This window comes from Arthrobacter sp. 131MFCol6.1 (genome assembly GCF_000374925.1).
Classification (GTDB): domain Bacteria; phylum Actinomycetota; class Actinomycetes; order Actinomycetales; family Micrococcaceae; genus Arthrobacter.
In genome coordinates, this window is the sequence record NZ_KB895544.1 from 223,672 (window position 1) to 240,573 (window position 16,902).

13 protein-coding genes, 1 tRNA gene and 1 other RNA gene are annotated in these 16,902 nt (G+C 68.0%); 9 read left to right on the forward strand and 6 right to left on the reverse strand.

Annotated elements, in window-relative coordinates; genetic code table 11:
- Window positions 1-138: 138 nt before the first annotated feature.
- Window positions 139-624 carry a glutathione peroxidase gene (locus C566_RS0110960; protein ID WP_018774387.1) on the reverse strand — a complete coding sequence of 162 codons (486 nt, stop codon included), beginning with the start codon at window positions 622-624 and terminating at the stop codon, window positions 139-141.
- 138 nt (window positions 625-762) lie between these two features.
- Window positions 763-2,193 carry a M23 family metallopeptidase gene (locus C566_RS22390; RefSeq protein WP_155846861.1) on the reverse strand — a complete coding sequence of 477 codons (1,431 nt, stop codon included), beginning with the start codon at window positions 2,191-2,193 and terminating at the stop codon, window positions 763-765.
- A gap of 285 nt (window positions 2,194-2,478) precedes the next feature.
- On the opposite strand from C566_RS22390, the gene C566_RS0110970 reads away from it, so the two are divergent.
- On the forward strand, window positions 2,479-3,390 hold the full coding sequence (locus C566_RS0110970) for an oxygenase MpaB family protein (protein WP_018774390.1): 912 nt from the start codon (window positions 2,479-2,481) through the stop codon (window positions 3,388-3,390).
- A 329-nt stretch (window positions 3,391-3,719) separates the two neighbouring features.
- Here C566_RS0110970 and C566_RS0110975 read toward each other — a convergent pair.
- Window positions 3,720-3,804: transfer RNA gene (locus C566_RS0110975), tRNA-Ser, on the reverse strand.
- Window positions 3,805-4,505: 701 nt separating this feature from the next.
- On the opposite strand from C566_RS0110975, the gene ffs reads away from it, so the two are divergent.
- The 4 genes from ffs to C566_RS0110990 all read left to right on the forward strand — a co-directional run bounded on the left by ffs (window position 4,506) and on the right by C566_RS0110990 (window position 10,222).
- Window positions 4,506-4,602, forward strand: an RNA gene (gene ffs / locus C566_RS22395) — signal recognition particle sRNA small type.
- A gap of 27 nt (window positions 4,603-4,629) precedes the next feature.
- Window positions 4,630-7,758, forward strand: coding sequence for a DNA polymerase III subunit gamma and tau (locus tag C566_RS0110980; RefSeq protein WP_081627315.1), 3,129 nt, complete (start codon window positions 4,630-4,632; stop codon window positions 7,756-7,758).
- 51 nt (window positions 7,759-7,809) lie between these two features.
- Entirely contained in the window at window positions 7,810-8,409 is a 600-nt protein-coding gene (recR, locus tag C566_RS0110985; protein WP_018774392.1) for a recombination mediator RecR, read from the forward strand.
- 460 nt (window positions 8,410-8,869) lie between these two features.
- Window positions 8,870-10,222: an aspartate kinase gene (locus C566_RS0110990; protein ID WP_018774393.1), complete on the forward strand. Its 1,353-nt coding sequence runs from the start codon at window positions 8,870-8,872 to the stop codon at window positions 10,220-10,222.
- Between the two features lie 235 nt (window positions 10,223-10,457).
- Here the strand turns inward: C566_RS0110990 and C566_RS0110995 are convergent, their stop codons facing one another.
- A complete protein-coding gene (locus C566_RS0110995) occupies window positions 10,458-10,652 on the reverse strand; it encodes a hypothetical protein (RefSeq protein ID WP_043466742.1) in 195 nt (64 codons plus the stop codon).
- A 156-nt stretch (window positions 10,653-10,808) separates the two neighbouring features.
- Window positions 10,809-11,033: a hypothetical protein gene (locus C566_RS0111000; RefSeq protein WP_018774395.1), complete on the reverse strand. Its 225-nt coding sequence runs from the start codon at window positions 11,031-11,033 to the stop codon at window positions 10,809-10,811.
- A 115-nt stretch (window positions 11,034-11,148) separates the two neighbouring features.
- Between C566_RS0111000 and C566_RS0111005 the strand changes: the two genes are divergently transcribed.
- From C566_RS0111005 to C566_RS0111020, 4 genes are read left to right on the forward strand one after another with little or no spacing between them, the layout of a single operon-like run.
- Window positions 11,149-11,658 (forward strand): MarR family transcriptional regulator, encoded by a 510-nt coding sequence (locus tag C566_RS0111005; protein ID WP_018774396.1) that lies wholly within the window; start codon window positions 11,149-11,151, stop codon window positions 11,656-11,658.
- 27 nt (window positions 11,659-11,685) lie between these two features.
- A complete protein-coding gene (locus tag C566_RS0111010; protein ID WP_018774397.1) occupies window positions 11,686-12,267 on the forward strand; it encodes an SSI family serine proteinase inhibitor in 582 nt (193 codons plus the stop codon).
- Complete coding sequence (locus C566_RS0111015) at window positions 12,236-13,216, forward strand: hypothetical protein (RefSeq protein WP_051082298.1); 981 nt, start codon at window positions 12,236-12,238, stop codon at window positions 13,214-13,216. Before C566_RS0111010 ends, C566_RS0111015 begins: the two co-directional genes overlap by 32 nt.
- Window positions 13,213-13,593, forward strand: a complete 381-nt coding sequence (locus C566_RS0111020; protein WP_018774399.1) for a hypothetical protein — start codon at window positions 13,213-13,215, stop codon at window positions 13,591-13,593. Before C566_RS0111015 ends, C566_RS0111020 begins: the two co-directional genes overlap by 4 nt.
- A gap of 90 nt (window positions 13,594-13,683) precedes the next feature.
- On the opposite strand, the gene C566_RS0111025 is transcribed toward C566_RS0111020, so the two are convergent.
- Complete coding sequence (locus C566_RS0111025) at window positions 13,684-16,824, reverse strand: S8 family serine peptidase (protein WP_231386322.1); 3,141 nt, start codon at window positions 16,822-16,824, stop codon at window positions 13,684-13,686.
- Window positions 16,825-16,902: the final 78 nt, after the last annotated feature.

A 16,902-nucleotide genomic window follows, 5' to 3' on the forward strand; every position in this document is an offset into this window, starting at 1 on the left:
ACCCGGCCACACTGCCGACGGCGGCCAGAGTTGATTGCGCCGTGGGGATGCCCGGAATGTTTGGAGGGTCCGGCCAGTCTAGGCGCTAAGCATGCTTAGGGATAGGGCTGAGTTCCTCTGGACCCCGGGCCGGTCGGGTCAGTCGAGGGCGGACTGAACAGCTTCGATGATCTCCGGCGCGTCCGGCTCAACGGTGGGCGCAAAGCGGGCGATGACCTCGCCGTCGCGGTTCACGAGGAACTTCTCGAAGTTCCACTTCACGAGGCCGGGCAGGATGCCGGTCTTGAACTTGGTGAGCTCGGCGTAGAGCGGGTGCTGGTTCTTTCCCCGAACGTTGGCCTTGACCGTCAGCGGGAAGGTCACACCGAAATTGCGCTGGCAGAACTCGGCAATCTCGGCGTCGCCGCCGGGCTCCTGCCCGGCGAACTGGTTGCAGGGGACGCCGAGGACCTGGAAGCCTTGGCCCCGGAACTTGTTGTGCAGTGCCTCAAGTCCAGCGTACTGGGGTGTGAAACCGCACTCGGACGCCACGTTGACCACCAGGACCACCTCGCCCTTGAAGCGGCCAAAATCGGTCTCGGTCCCATCGATGAGGGTCAGGGGAATGGAGTGCAGAGCTGTCATGGGGCGCGTCCTTGCGGTGTCGATGGTCCGGAGCAGGGAATCTGAACTGGTCACTCCATTATTCGGCACCGGGGCGTGCGGGTATGGGTGTGCCTCCCGGACAGGGCGCCGGGGCGGCGGCCTGGGGCGCGGCGGTGGCTAGCCGCTGGGCGTCGCTGAGGGTTTTGTTGTCACTGCGGTGGTGGCCGACTGCGTGGCCGTCTTTGGCTTCGGCGTTTGGGTGGGCGCGGTGACCGGGTCCGGCTCCACAGTGATCGGGGCCGGCACCGGGGTGGCCGTCTTGGCGGCAGCCTCCGTCGCGGTTGCGGAGGCCGACGCAGGCGCGGAGGGCGGCGGTGCCACCGGCGGCGGGACCGACAACGGTGCTGATGGCTTGGCGGAGGCTGTTCCCGTCGGCGTCGGGGTCGGGGTGGCCGTCGGCGTCGGGGTGGCGGTTGCCGACGGCGTCGGCGTGGCGGTTGCCGACGGCGTCGGGGCGGGTGCGGCGGGTGTCGTCGGTGTGCTCCCGGTCGGCGGGGCAGGTGCCGTCGTCGTCGCAGTCCCGGTCGGCGTCGGAGTTGGGGTTGCAGTCGCCGACGGCGTCGGCGTCGGGGTCGCGGACGCACTCCCGGTCGGCGTCGGGGTGGCGGAAGGAGTCGCCGACGGTTTGTCGGCGGCGGCTTCGGTAGCCGCAGGTGAGGCACTCGCCGGTGGCTTGGCGGCCACCGCGGCAGGCTGTTCCTGAACGCCGCCGGCCACCACGTGGGTCAGGTCTTCCCGGACAGGAATCGCCCAGCCAATCCCCGCATTGGTGGCCTTATCGGCGTCGGGTGAGTAGCTGGTCATTTCTATGGGGCCGAGTTGATCCACCTGCTTGATGGGGAGCAATGTCCAATCGCGCGGATCAGTGTGGGAGCCGTTGAGGATGGTTTCGAAGTGAAGGTGGCAGCCGGTGGAAGATCCGGTGGTACCTACCCGGGCAATAACTTCCCCCACCCGTACTGAGTCGCCCTTCTTGACCGCGATCGCCTCCAGATGGTTGTACGTGGTGATGAGACCGTTGCCGTGATCGATTTCCACCCGGTTTCCGCCGCCCCACGGGTGCCACCCAACGGCCCGCACCACACCGGCGTCGGCGGAGTACACGCGGGTGCCGCAGGGAGCCGCAAAGTCCTGGCCCCAGTGGAATTCGCCCGCGAATCCCGTCAGGGGGCTGGTGCGCAACCCGAACGGGGACGATGGCACCAGCGATTCCAGCGGAGCCATGAGGAAACCCGGCGCGGGCCGACTCAGGGCGGCCGAGGCCACATTGAGCTCGCCACGCACCCCTTCCCGGGTGGCCGTGTCCACCGTGCTCCGGCTGAAGGCCACGAGCGCCTGGGCGTCGGCGGTGACGGTGCCGGGAGTCCCCGCGGGCGCGGTCACCGCAGAGTGGGCCAGGGGGTCCAGGGCTTCCGGTCCCACGTCCCCGACGGGCGGCATGGCGGCCGTCGGGACGGCGGTGGGCGCGCCGTAGGACGCAAAGGCGCTCAGTCCCTGAAAGCCACCGAATGCCAGCACGGCCAGGGACAGGCACAGGCCTCCGGACACGCAGCGCACGGCAATGGTCCGTGCCCTCGCTGACTGCTCACTCGATGAGTTTCCCCAGTGTTTTCCCACGACGTGACTCCCGCAATATGTCCGCCAGACCCCAATCTTCACGGACTTACCTCCCTATGTGACCACAGACGGCCGGGTCTGTGAACCGTCAGCGCGTTCCTTTTGCGGGACCAATCGGCGATCCGCGGATGTCCCCAGTAGCTTGCCGGTGGCGGCCCAGTAGTTCTCCGCACCGTTGCAGGTGCCGCGCGCCCCCGGGCCGGGTAAGAATAGAGGATGTGCAATGTCCTCAGGGAATGGCAGGCCGAACTCAAACAAACGTTCACGGGGACGCGCGATTCCGTGCCCGAGTGGGTGCCAAGCCTCGCCGAGGGGGACGACGCCGGTTACCACTTGCCCGGCTCGGCCGTGTGGGCCGTGCACGGGGACATGCCCACCATTGTGGCGGGAATCCGGGCACTGCTGATGCAGGCGCTCCATCCCGGCGCGCTGGCCGGAGTCCACGATCATTCCCGTTTCCGCGAAGACCCGCTGGGCCGGCTGGCTGGCACGATCCGTTGGATCTTCACCGTGACCTATGGCTCCACCGATACGGCCAAGGCGGCGTCGGACTGGGTCCTTCGGCTGCACCGGACGGTGCGGGGAGAATTCGTGGACGGCCACGGCATCAGGCGCAGTTACGCGGCCAACGATCCCGAACTGCTCCGGTGGGTTCACATTGCCTTCACAGACGCGTTCCTCTCTGCCCACAAGCTGTGGGGACGGCCGATTCCTGGCGGACCGGATGCCTACGTCCGTGAGTGGGCCCAGGCCGGCCGGCTGATGGGCGTCGAGGCCCCGCCGCTAAGCGAAGCGGAAATGCGGCAGCAGTTGGACCGCTGGTACGACGACGGCGATCTCCGCTGTGACGAACGGGTCACCGAGACGGTGGCGTTCATTCGAGACCCACCCCTGCACCCAGCGCTCAAGCCTGGCTACCGGGTGCTGTTCGCGGCCGCCGTGGCAAGCCTCGAGCCCAAGTACCGCGAGCTTCTGGGCCTGCGGACCGCGCGGCTGGGCCCAATACCGCTGCCGGTAACCTTGGCCACCCGGGTCACGCTCGGGGTGGTGCATGTGGCGCTGGGCCGGACGGGTCCGAGCGAGCAAGCTGCCCGTGCCCGGCTCCGACGGCTGGGCTACCGGGCCTGAGCCAGCGGCGGGAAACGACTCCGGTGGTCCGGTAGCGCGGGGCGGCAGGTGCGCCGGGCGGCAGGCGCGCGGGGCGGTAGGTGCACTGGGCGGGGGGTGCACTGGGCGGGCTCCAAAGCCGACTTATCGGGCCGGGCCGGGGCATGGCTGGGCTGGCGCGAGGGCCAGGGCTGCCGCGAGGGGCCTGCCGCGAAGACCGGAGCCGGCGCGAGGGCCAGGGCTGCCGCGAGGACGCACCCCCTGGCCAACCTCACGAGGAAACAAATGCAGGGGGAAACGAAAGGCCCGGGAACGCAAAAAGGCCCCGGTCCGAGGACCGGGGCCAACCGCGGAGAATGGGGGATTTGAACCCCCGAGGGCGTTAACCCAACACGCGTTCCAGGCGTGCGCCATAGGCCGCTAGGCGAATTCTCCAGTTGCTTCTGAATCAAAAGCAGATACTAGAATACCTGAACTTTCCAGCTTCGCCCAATTGAGCCTCCCCGCCCCGGCCTGCGGCTCCTCCGCGGGACATGCCCCACGGCCCGTTCGAGGGCTGGACATAGCGCCAAATAGCCCACTCCTGCCCGCCAAAAATGGGCATGCCCCGCGCCGCCCCCTCCCGCCACTGGACATGCCCCACAGCCCCCTCGAGGGCTGGACATGGCCCCAACCAGCCCACGCCTGCCCGCGATGCCCTGCCCCATCCCCGTTCCTTCCCGCCAAAGATGGGCATGCCCCGCGCTGCCCCCTCCTAACCACCTGACATGCCCCACAGCGCCCTCGAGGGCTGGACATGGCCCCAGCCAGCCCACACCTGCCCGCGACGCCCTGTCCCACCTCCACTCCTGCCCGCCAAAAATGGGCATGCCCCTCGCTGCCCTCCCACCACCGGACATGTCCCACAGCCCCCTCGAGGGCTGGACATAGCCCCAACCAGCCCACTCCTGGCCGCCAAAAATGGGCATGCCCCTCGCTGCTCCCTCCCACCACCGGACATGTCCCCCGCCAGCCCGAGCGCTGGACATAGCCCCAACCAGCCCACTCCTGCCCGCGAAAATTGGGCATGTCCCACCGGGGATGAGGGGCCAAACCGGGCCAATTCGAGGCACACCCAATCGTCAGGTAATATTGCTGACGGCCCCTCATGTGGCGTCATCCTGTTGAACTCCCCCAGGACCGGAAGGTAGCAAGGGTAAACGGGCTCTGGCGGGTGCATGAGGGGTCTTTTATGTCTGTGCCGATTGGTAGGGTTTATCTGTGACTGTTACTACCGCCCTCTACCGTCGATACCGCCCCGATTCGTTCGCGGACGTTATCGGGCAGGAGCACGTCACTGACCCCCTCATGACGGCCCTGCGCAAGAACCGCGTCAACCACGCCTACCTCTTTTCCGGCCCCCGCGGCTGTGGCAAAACCACCTCGGCCCGCATCCTGGCCCGCTGCCTGAACTGCGCCGAGGGCCCCACGGACACCCCCTGCGGCAAGTGCCCCAGCTGCGTGGAACTCGCCCGCGGCGGCTCGGGCTCGCTGGACGTCATCGAGATCGACGCCGCCAGCCACGGCGGCGTGGACGACGCCCGCGATCTCCGGGAACGGGCCACCTACGCCCCCGTCCGGGACCGCTACAAGATCTTCATCATTGACGAAGCCCACATGGTCACGTCGGCCGGATTCAACGCCCTGCTCAAGATCGTCGAAGAACCGCCGGAACACATCAAGTTCATTTTCGCCACCACGGAGCCGGACAAGGTCATCGGCACCATCCGCTCCCGCACGCACCACTACCCCTTCCGGCTGGTGCCGCCGGAGCCACTCATGGCATATCTGGAGCTGCTCTGCACCCAGGAGAACGTCCCCGTGGCGCCCGGCGTGCTCTCGCTCGTCATCCGCGCGGGCGGCGGTTCGGTTCGCGACTCCCTCTCCGTGCTGGACCAGCTCATGGCCGGCGCCGGACCAAATGGACTGGACTACGAACTTGCCGTCGCCCTCCTCGGCTACACGCACGCGTCCTTGCTGGATGACGTCGTGGAGGCCGTCGCCGCGTCGGATTCCGCCACGGTGTTCCGCGCCGTGGACCGCGTCATCCAGACCGGGCACGATCCGCGGCGCTTCGTCGAGGACCTGCTGGAACGCTTCCGCGACCTCATCATCGTCCAGGCCATGCCCGAGAGCGCCCAGTCCATCCTCCGCGGCATGCCCGCGGACCAGATCGCCCGGCTGCAGAACCAGGCGCACAACCTCGGGGCGGCCGAACTCTCCCGCGCCGCGGACGTCACCAATACAGCTCTCACTGACATGACCGGGGCCACCTCGCCGCGCCTGCACCTGGAACTGCTGTGCGCCCGCATCCTGCTGCCCAGCTCCGAACAGACCGAGCGTGGCATCGCGGCCCGGATCGACCGCGTCGAGCGTCGTTTGAACTACGCCGGGAACGACGTCGGAGCTCCCCTCGCCGGCGCCCCCGCACCTGCCGCCGTTTCGCCTGCACCCACGGAGCAGGCAGCCGCGCCACAGCTGGCGGCAGCGCACGCGGCCGCCGTGCCGTCACACGCGGCACCGGCTGCTGCAACCACCACCGCCGCACCCGCCCCGCCCCGGGGCGAGCAGACGCCGGCCGCGGCCACCGCGCCCGCTCGGCGGGACGAGCCCGTCCGTGAACCGCTGACGGCACCACGGGTCAGCACCAGCGACTGGCCGGTGGACGAACCCGCGGCGGCCAGCCGGCTCGCCCCCGCTGCAGGTCCCGCAGCCGCAGCTCCGTCCCTGCCCGCGTCAGGAACTGCACCGGTGGCTGCCGCCCCGGCAGCCGAACCCGCACGCATGGCTACACCGGAGGCGGCCCCGTCCGCCGCAGCACCTTCCGCCGCCCCGGCATCTACCCCCACGCCCGCCGTCCCTGCGCGGCCCGAACCTGCCGAGCCGGGCAGGGCGCCTGCCGCTGCTCCCGGCCCTGCCGCCGGCCCCGGAGCCGACGTGGAGGTTTTGCGCCGCGCCTGGCCCGAAATCCTGCAAACGCTCACCAAGATCAAACGAAGCACCTGGGCGCTGGTGGAACCCAACGCCCAGGTGGGCCATTTCGAAGACCACGTCCTGACCCTCGCGTTCACCACCACGGGGCTGGCGGGTGCCTTCGGCCGGGCCGACCACGCTGAGAACCTCCGGCAGGCGATCCACAAGACGATCGGCATCGATTGCCAGATCCGGGCCGTGGCCGGCGGCAGCAACAGCCCAGCGAGCTCTGAGCCAAACCCAAAAGCGCCGGCTAGCCCGGAGACCCCGGCATCGTCTGCGACGCAGGCAACATCGGCCGACGTCGCGTGGGGCCTGAGCCCGGCTCCCCAGCAGCCGGCAGCGCCGGCCAACGAAACTGCTGAAGCCGTCCCCTCGGGGGTAGCCCAGGCCCCCGTTCCCGCCGCCCCGACGCCATCGGCGCAACCCACTCCGGCCCCCACGGGAGCCGCGCCGGCAGCGGAACCGCACGCGCCCGCCCCCGCGGCCCAGGTCCGCGCAGCCGAACCGCAGGCGCCCGCCCCCGCGGTCCAGGTCCGCGCTGCCGCGCCGGCAGCCGAATCGGACGGCCCTTCGGAGCCTTCCGGGTCCTATGCCGACCCTGACGACGACTGGGGACCGCCCCGGGACGAGGACGCCCCTCCGCTCGACGAAGAACCGCCGCTGGATTGGGACCCGTCACCCGCCGCCCCGCCGCGCCGCGCCGAGTCCGCGGCCGCACCCGCGGCTCCGGCCCGCAAGTCCCCGGCCGCGCAGGCATCCAACCCTGCCCGCTCCCTGGCCGGGACCTCGCCCGCAGGCCCTGACGCGTCGGCTGACGCGTGGGCCCGCGCCGTCGAGCAGTCACCCGGCGTCTGGACGGTCGGCACAGATTCGAACCTCGGCCGGTACCCGACGCCGGAAGTCGAGCCCGCGGCACCCGAGCCCGAACCGGCTCCGGTGCACTACGAGCCGGCGGCGGCACAGATCCCGGAGTATGCCGGCGTCGTGTCCGCGCCGTCGGGACTGTCCTCGGAACACCCGGCCCGGGCCGAAGCGGCTGCGGCCGTTGCCGAGCCTGCCGCGCCGCGGGTAGCCCCTGCTGCCGTTGCGGAGGCTGTTGCGGTGGCCGCCGTTCCGGAGGCTGCTGCCCCGACGGGCCGGCAAAGCCTATACCAGCGGCTGTCGAACAGCCCCGAGGCCGAGGCCGGGCGGGCGAAAGCCCCCGCCCGCGCTGCTGCCGCGACCACCGTCTACGTACAGGACATCCCGAGCGCCGACGACGAAACGATCGAGGAATCGGGCGTCTTCGGCCGGGCCGCCGTCGAACGCATCCTGGGCGGGAAACTGGTGGAGGAACGTTCCCTGGACGGAAGCCCCCTGCCGCCCCGCTTCTAGCAGACCCCCAGCCGGCTGGCCCCGGCCCCATTCCAAACGAACGAGGACATTGTGTACGAAGGCGCAGTTCAAGAGCTGATCGACGAGCTCGGACGCCTTCCCGGAGTGGGGCCCAAGTCAGCCCAGCGGCTGGCCTTCCACATCCTCGAGGCCGATCCCCAGGACATGAAACGGCTTGTCGATGCCATCACCACCGTGAAGGAACGGGTCAAGTTCTGCACCGTCTGCGGGAACGTGACGGAGCAGGAACTGTGCAACATCTGCCGCGACCCGCGCCGGGACCCCACGGTGATCTGCGTCGTCGAAGAATCCAAGGACGTCCTGGCGGTGGAGCGCACGCGGTCCTTCCGCGGCAGGTACCACGTGCTCGGCGGCGCGATTAATCCGATCGCCGGAATCGGTCCGGAACAGCTCCGGATCCGTGAACTGCTGACCCGGCTCAACGACGGCGCCATCCAGGAAATCATCATCGCCACCGACCCCAACCTCGAGGGCGAGGCCACGGCGACCTATCTGGCCCGGATGCTCAAGTCGATCGGCATCGCCGTCACCCGGCTGGCGTCCGGCCTGCCCGTAGGCGGGGACCTGGAATACGCCGACGAAGTCACGCTCGGCAGGGCCTTCGAGGGCCGCCGCAACGCCCTGAGCTGACGGACTCGTGTCAGCCACCGGCAGCGACACCCGGGCCCACCCGGCCCAGCGGACATGCCCCGCGCCCGCGCCCGCCAACGGACACAATGCCCTCAGGCCCACTCCAGCCCGCCAAGAATGAGCATGTCCCACGGGCGCCGGTGAACATGCCCGTCCCCTGGCCCGCACTCCCCCACCCGGTCCGATGGACATGTCCAGCGCCCGCGCCCGCCAACGGACATAATGCCCTCAGGTCCACTCCAGGCGGCCAAGAATGAGCATGTCCCACGGGCGCCGGTGAACATGTCCCCCCTTGCCCGCAGCACTGGGCATGTCCCGTGGAGACAGACCCGGCGTGTCTGCCATTCGGTCACAATTCAACGGCGCGGGCAGCACGGCGATAAACTGGGGTGAGAAGTTACGCCGTCGCGCCGTTTGGTTGCCTGGCCCAGAACCCCGATGATCCAGTGAGGGTGCGCGAATGAGTTTGCCCACTACCGAAGTCCAGCCCGGATCGCAGACGCTTCCCGTCTCGGCCGCCGCCACCAAGCACCTTGTCGTGAAGAAATTTGGCGGGTCCTCGGTGGCGGACGCAGAAGGCATCAAGCGCGTCGCCCGGAGGGTCGTGGACGCCCAAAACGCCGGCGACGAGGTGGTGGTGGTGGTTTCCGCCATGGGCGACACCACCGATGAGCTCCTTGACCTCGCCGGCCAGGTCACCGATTCCGCGCCCGCCCGCGAGATGGACATGCTCCTCTCCGCCGGCGAACGCATCTCCATGGCGCTGCTGGCCATGGCCATTAACAAGTTCGGCGCCTCGGCCCAGTCTTTCACCGGGTCCCAGGCCGGCATGATCACCGACGGCATCCACGGCAAGGCCCGGATCATCGACGTCGACCCGCACCGCATCCGCACCGCCCTGGACAAGGGGCACATCGCGATTGTGGCCGGGTTCCAGGGGATGAGCCACACGACGAACGAGATCACGACGCTCGGGCGCGGCGGTTCGGACACGACGGCGGTGGCCCTTGCCGCGGCGCTGGACGCCGATGTGTGCGAGATCTTCACCGACGTCGACGGCGTCTACACGGCCGATCCGCGCGTGGTCGCGTCGGCCCGGAAGATCGACCGCATCTCCAGCGAGGAAATGCTGGAACTGGCCGCGTCCGGCGCTAAGATTCTGCACCTGCGCTGTGTCGAATACGCCCGCCGCTTTGGGGTACCCCTGCACGTCCGTTCCTCATTCAGCCAGAACGAAGGCACCTGGGTCCTGCCCGGCGCCGACGACAAGATCACGACTCAAGAGGGAGTTGCCTTGGAGCAGCCAATCATCTCCGGTGTTGCACACGATCGGTCCGAAGCCAAGGTCACGGTTGTCGGCGTACCTGACATCCCCGGCAAGGCAGCGGCGATCTTCCAGGTCATCGCGGACGCGCACTCGAACATCGACATGATCGTCCAGAACGTGTCCACCCACGGCACGGGCCGGACCGATATCTCGTTCACCCTCCCGATCGTCGAGGGCGCCGAGGCCCTGGCCGCGCTGCACGCCGCCCAGGACCGGATCGGCTTTGAGAGCATCGAATACAACGAGAAGATCGGCAAGCTTTCGCTTATCGGCGCCGGCATGCGCTCGCACCCGGGCGTGTCCGCGCGCTTCTTCGCGGCCCTCTCCGAGGCCGGCATCAACATCAACATGATCTCCACCTCGGAGATCCGCATCTCCGTGGTCACCCACGCGGATCTGCTCGACGACGCCGTCCGCGCCATCCACAGGGCGTTTGACCTCGACAGCGAGGACGAGGCCACGGTCTACGGCGGCACGGGCCGCTAAGCCGCACTCAACCTGGGCGGAATCCCGGACGGCGCAGGCAGCAAACAGGCAGCAAACGGGAATGGGGAAGGGAGCGGCACCTGCCGCTCCCTTCCCCATCTCCGCATGTCGTCGGCCGCGTCCCCACATCGCCGGCCGAATTCCCACGTTTCCGGCCGCGTACCACGCGGCCGCCCTGGACGCCCCCGGCACCCCGGGCCCCCCGGAACCGTCGGAATCGGCGAAGCGGGTCCCGTCAGACCTCTTCTTTCCAGAGATCCGTCTTCCGGACTGCGTAGTGGTGTCCCTGCGCGTCCGTCTCGACCTCGAAGCCAGCCAGATCGTCTTCCGAGGCGTGCTCGAAGTCGTCATGTCGGTGAACTACAGGCGCCGCGGTGTCGCCCCGATTTGCCGGCCCGAACAGGAGCCTCAACTTGTCGGTCTTGTCCATGAAAGCCCTAACAGCACGTGTCACTAGTCCCACCCCCTTTCCTCGTCCCGGGTGGTTCAGGATGCTGCACTGCGGTGTGTCAGTGCCCTCATTTTACGCCCGACGGCGGGAAATGGCCCGGGTGGGGTGCCGCCAAAAGGGATCCAGCGCAGGGATCTAGCGCAGGGATTTGTCGTCAGGGTTCCGGGGCACCACATAGGTGCTGCCATCGGGCCGGTGCAGCGTCTCCCACTGTTCCGTCTCGGCCTGCCGCATCGCCAGCAGCCGCTGGTTCTGGTCGGTCATCTCGTGGCCGAGTGAACTGCGGTTGGCCGGCCCGAACACCGCCCGCAACTTACCGGTTGCCCGCATGAACCTCTCGGCGGCATTCTCCTTGGCCATGGCTATCCTTTCCTGGGAACAAGACAATGCTCCCAGTGTACGCTAATCATTAGTGCACTAATCATTCGAAGGAGTCGGTGTGACCGAAGGAACCCCAGCAATCAAGGACAGGCGAGTGACGTCGGGAGCACCGGACTCCCCGGCCGCACAGGAAGCACAGGAAGCACAGGCTGCACTGGACGACCTCCTGCTGGAACAACAGCTTTGCTTCGCCCTGACGGTTGCCTCCCGAAGCGTCGTGGGCGCTTACAAACCCGTCCTGGACAGGCTCGGCCTGACCCACCCGCAGTACCTCGTCATGTTGTGCCTGTGGGAAGCGAGCCCGCGGTCGGTCCGGGACATCAGCGAGGCCCTGGCCCAGGAGCCAGCAACCATCTCGCCCCTGCTGCGCCGGCTCGAGGCTGCCGGTTTCATCACCCGCCAGCGGATGAAAGGCAACGAGCGCACCCTGGACGTCCGGCTGACGCCGCGCGGAGCCGCCCTTCGGGAGCAGGCCACCGAAGTCCCTGGCATCATGATGGCCCGGCTCGGCCTGACACGCGAACAGGTCGGGCAGCTGCATGCGTCCATGATGGACCTCATCGCTGCCACGCGGCCAGGCCCGGACGACGCGCCCCGGCGGTAGACTGGGCAAAACAGAGGAGGACTGCTGATGCGCACGCAATCGGGCCGCCCGGCACTTGTTCTGGCGACCGTCCTGATGGCCGTGGCCGGATTGACCGCCTGCACGCCGAACGGCGGACCCACCCCTTCTCCCTCCTCCGGCACCACGACGGGCACCCCCTCCAGCCCGTCACCCACAGCACCGTCCGGTTCCCCGTCCCCGGAGACGGAGACGACCTCGCCGGCCCCGTCCCCCTCCGCGGTCCCGCTGCCGTCCGGCCCGGGCCAGGGCAACGCCGAGCTCGCCATCATGGTCAAGCCGTCCGAAACCGGCACCGCGGCCAACCTCACGCTGGTCTGCCAGAACGGGGTTCCGGCGGCCGAAAGCCAGCACCCCAACGCCGCCGCCGCGTGCATCGCCATCAAGAACAACCCGGCCATCCTCAGCCCCGCCCCGCCCGCCAAGAACCAGACCTGCACCCAGCAGTACGGTGGCCCGCAGGTGGCCACCGTCACCGGCGTCGTTGATGGCAGGGCGGTTCAGGCGAGCTTCAGCCTGACAAACGGCTGTGAAATCGCCGCCTGGAACGCCGCGAAAGATGTTCTGGGCTCATCCGGCGGGGCGAGCTAAGCCCTTGCACCTCCAGCAGGAAGAGTGGCTGCCGCGCCAGGCCGCCCACGTCCAACGTGTCCGCCGCTACGCGGACCCCTACCTCGAGCGGCGCTCCGCCGGCCGGAAGCACCCGGTGGAGGATTTCCTCTTCACCTACTACACCCAGAAGCCCGGACAGCTGCTGCGCTGGCACCCGGGCGCCGGCGTCGTGCTCTCCGGCCCCGAGGCTGTGGCGCGGACCGGGTGGAAGTATTACCGCGCGGCCGACGCCGCGGAACTCGCAGCCGCCGGGCTGCCGGCGGAGTCGCCGGCCGTGACGGTCGACGTCGACGCCTTCCTGAGGGAGCGCCGGGAGGCACTGCAGTTCGCAGGGATCATCCTGGCCGGGACCGCCGCGCGGCCGGCCCAGTTCGGCTGCTTCGGGCTGCACGAGTGGGCCATGGTCTACCGGCAGGACAAGTTCGATCTCCGGCACGAGTACCTGCAGCTGCGGCTGGGGTCCGGGCGCACCGACGAGGTGGTGGAGGAGAACCGGATCCGGTGCTCGCACTTCGACGCCTTCCGCTTCTACACCCCGGAAGCCGTTCCGCTGAACAGCATGGTTCCCAGCCGGGAGAACCAGCGCGCCATGGAGCAACCGGGCTGCCTGCACGCCAACATGGACCTTTACAAGTGGGCCTACAAGCTGTCCCCGCTGCTGCCCAGCGAGCTCGTCATGGCCTGTTTCGAACTGTCGTGGCGGATCCGCGCCATGGACATGCAGGCCTCGCCCTATGACTTGCAAGAGTGGGGGTATCCGGCGATCCGGATCGAGACACCGGAGGGCAAGGCCGAGTACGTTGAGCACCAGCGGGGGTTTTCCGCCGAATCACAAGAACTGCGGCAGCGGCTGTTACAGGAGCTTTCTCCCCTGCTCCAGTCGATGGGTTCCGGCCCTGCCCCCGAACGCACGGAAGGACAGCAATGAACGCTACGCACGAGCGTCACAGCCGCCACGACATCGATCTCACCGTCCTGCTGAGGGAGGCCCCGGAAGCGCCGGAGTACACCTTCCGCCTGGCGGCCGACGGCGGCAGCGTCGCCCCGGCGTCCACGCTGCCGGATTCGGCGGCCGCCCTCGCGGCGGTCACGCAGCACGGCGAGGCCATCTTCTTTCCCAAGCCGGGACCGCCGAAGATGTGCACGCAGCAGTACGGCGGTCCGCAGGTCGCCGTGGTGACCGGCTGGTTCCTGGGCCGGGAAGTCCACAGCACGTTTAGCCGCACCGATGGCTGCGAGATCGCCCGCTGGCGGGCGATGGCGCCGCTGCTGGGCGGGGTTGCAGGTTCCACCGGGGCAATCTGAACCACACGTAACCTCACAGGCGTCACGAAACAGCAATGGCCGGCGGTGCGAACCGCCGGCCATTGCCTTTGTTGTCAGGTTGAGCTGCGCCTAGATGGCGTTGTTGGGACGCTCAAGCTCCTGGTTCTGGAACTTGGACTGCGGGGCCGCGCCTTCCGAGGTCGGCGCCACCGAGGCAACCCCTGCAGCGTTCACGACGACGCTGACGAACGTCGGCTCGCTCGCACCGGCAAAGGTGATCCGGCCAATGTAGGAGCCAGGCTTAAGGCCGGTCCAGTTCAGCGTGATCTTGCCCGTTGCACCGTTCGGCAGCACCAGGGGGTTCGGCGAGACGGTCGCATTGTTCTCGTTGGCACCGAGAATCGCGGCATCAACGCTTGCCTTCGTGGCCTTGCCGCCCGGGCTGGAGTACAGGTTCGCGTAGATCGTGTACGTGCCGGCAGCGGGATCCGCAATCGAGAGCGTCTCGCTGGACGACGACGTCGCCACCTGCTCGACGCCCTGTGGCGTGACAACCCACATGTCGAAGTCCGAGTTCGGGTCAGAGGAGATGACCGAGAACTTGGCCAGCGGAGCACCCGCCGGGACCTTCACGGTCTTGACGAACGTCGAGGCATCGGCGCGGCCCGCGAAGGCTCCGGGAACCAGCTCCACGGCAGAAGAATCCGCCTTGGACAGGCCGTCCAGCGTCATGTTTACGGGCAAGTTGGTGCCGGACACAACGCTGATGTCGCCCGAACCGGTGCCGGACTCGGTGCTCAGGAAGACATCCTTCGCGGCGACGACAGACTGAGGCCGGACTGCGATCGGCGAGGTGACGGTCTTGCCTGCACCCTCCCAGCTCAGTGAACCCATGGCGAACTTGCCCAGGGCAGCGCTCTTGTTCTCAAAGCTGACCTTGAAGGTCTTCTTCTCGCCAGCGGCCTTGAAGTTCAGGGCCGCCGGAGCCACGTTGACCTGAATTCCGGGTACATCGGCTTTGACCTTGTAGACGCCCGGAGTCAGGGCGGTCAGCGTCCGGGTCACGGTGATCTTGCCGGTGAGGTTGCCCAGCGAGAAGGACGGGACGTTCATGTCCCGCGGAAGTGTGCTGGACGCCAGGCCGAGGTTGATCCCCGTGCCCTGAATGAACTTCCAGTAGTCCTCTTCGTTAGCGTCGTAGACAAGACCCGGGTCGACCATGCGTGCCGGATCCACCTGGCCGGCGCCTGTGGCGTGGACGTCGGTGTTCTTGGAGCCGTCGGCGTTCATCACTTTGCCTGCCGTGGTCATCATGGCGGACTTGACCGCAGCCGGGGACCAGTTCGGGTTCTTGCCCAGGAGCAACGCGCCGAAACCGGCAACGTGCGGTGCCGCCATGGAGGTGCCCGACAAGAATCCGAACTTTGCACCATTTGCGCCAATCGGCGACACACCGGCCAGGACTGCAACGCCCGGCGCGGTAACGTCCGGCTTCAGCAGGTCCGAATCGGTGGCCAGCAGCGGGCCCCGGGAGGAGAACCCGGCAATCTGCGGCTGCGCCTCCAGCGGCAGTCCGGTCGTGTCCTTGTTGACAAGGGACACCTTGATATCCGGGGTGGCGGTTACCTTGGCCTTGATGGCCTCGGTGGCCGGCGGGTTCACGTGCACGGTCGGGACTGCGTGCTGATCGGTGTCCAGCGAGGAATTGCTCAGGTTCACCAGGATCATGCCGACGCCGCCGCCACGGGCAACCTCGGCGCTCTTGGCGACGCGGTCGACAACGCCGCGGTCGCAGACGACGACCTTGCCGGCGACCTTCGCCGGGTCCAGGGTGCCGGGCCCGCACAGTGCGGGGCTCGACGGCGGGGTCGCCACGGCAGCGTTGGCAGCAAGCACCACGCCGGCGTCCTTGACTTCCTTATTCATGATGCTGGCGCCGCGGAACTTGGTGCCGTCTGCGAATTCAACAGTGCCCTGAAGCTCCTGGGAGAAGCTGCTGGCCGCAACCGTGGTGACCCAGGGGCCCCCGTGGTTGACAGTGCTCGCCGTCGGACCGGAGTTTCCGGCCGATGCTGCGACGAAGATGCCTGCGGAGGCAGCGTTCAGGAAGGCAATCGAGACCGGGTCGATAACTGACGTCGCAGAACCGGAGATCGAGTAGTTCAGCACGTCGACGCCGTCCTTGACGGCCTGGTCGACGGCGGCAACGGACGAGGAGCTATAGCAGCCGCCCGTGTCGGGGTCGGTGTCTTCCCAGCAGACCTTGTACACGGAGAGCTTGGCGGCCGGCGCGATGCCGCTGGTCAGGCCGAAGCTGCGCCCGTCGACGAAGGTCTCGACGTTGGCGTTGCCCGCCGAGGTGCTGGCCGTGTGGGTGCCGTGGCTGGCAACATCGACCGGGGACAGCAGTTCTTCCGGAGCACGGTCGCCCGGGGGTACGTACTTCAGGAAGTCCTCGGCGAAGTAGTGCGCGCTCAGGACCTTGGAGTTGCAGGCAGAACCGTCGAAGTCCTGGCCCTTCTGGCACTCACCGATAAAAGTGTCGCCGTCGGACTTGAGCATTGCGATTTTGCCGTCCGCCGTCCTGTACGGCACACCGACGACGGGCTTCCCGACGAGGGGCTTGACCTCTTCCCCGGCGAAAAACGCACTGGACGGGGTGTAGCCGGTGTCGATGACGCCGACGACGACGCCCTTGCCGGCGCCGTCCTGGCCGCCGAACTTCGTGTTCCAGGTTCCGTTGGGCCCGCTGAGCTTCAGGAAATCGGTGCTGGAGTAGTCCGGAGCGTTTTCCGTGTCAGGGGCAACCGTCAGCACGCTGGGGTCCTTGGCCAGTTTGATGGCCTGATCCGCAGTGAGGTTTGCGCTGAAGCCGTTGAGGGCAGCGGTGAACTGCCGATTGATCTTGACGTTCTGCTTGCCTGCTACGTCGGCCTGCTTCTTTTCGAGGTGCGCCTCGTACTTCTTCACCTCAGCCCTGTTGGCATCCAGCTTCTTGCCGGGCGCGGGCTTGGTGGCCGGCATGCCGGCCGTCCCGCCGGCATACGTCGCAGCCGGTTTTTCGGTCAGGACAACGATGTAGCGGCCGTCCTTGTAGTTGTTGGGATCAACATTCTTCTGTGCGACGCCGGCCACGGTCTGGCCTTGCGCCGGGGCCGCGTTGGCCGGGGCGATCGCGATGCTGGACAGAAGAACCGGCAAGCCCAGGGTCAGTGCCGCGGCCCTCCGGAGTCCCCCGCTTCGAAGGAAGCTCTTTCCTGGTGATGTCACGAGTGTTTGAACCTTTCGTAAAGGAACGGCCCGGTTGCAACACCGGGCCCAACGGACTGGCGGGAACTCACCGGGCGG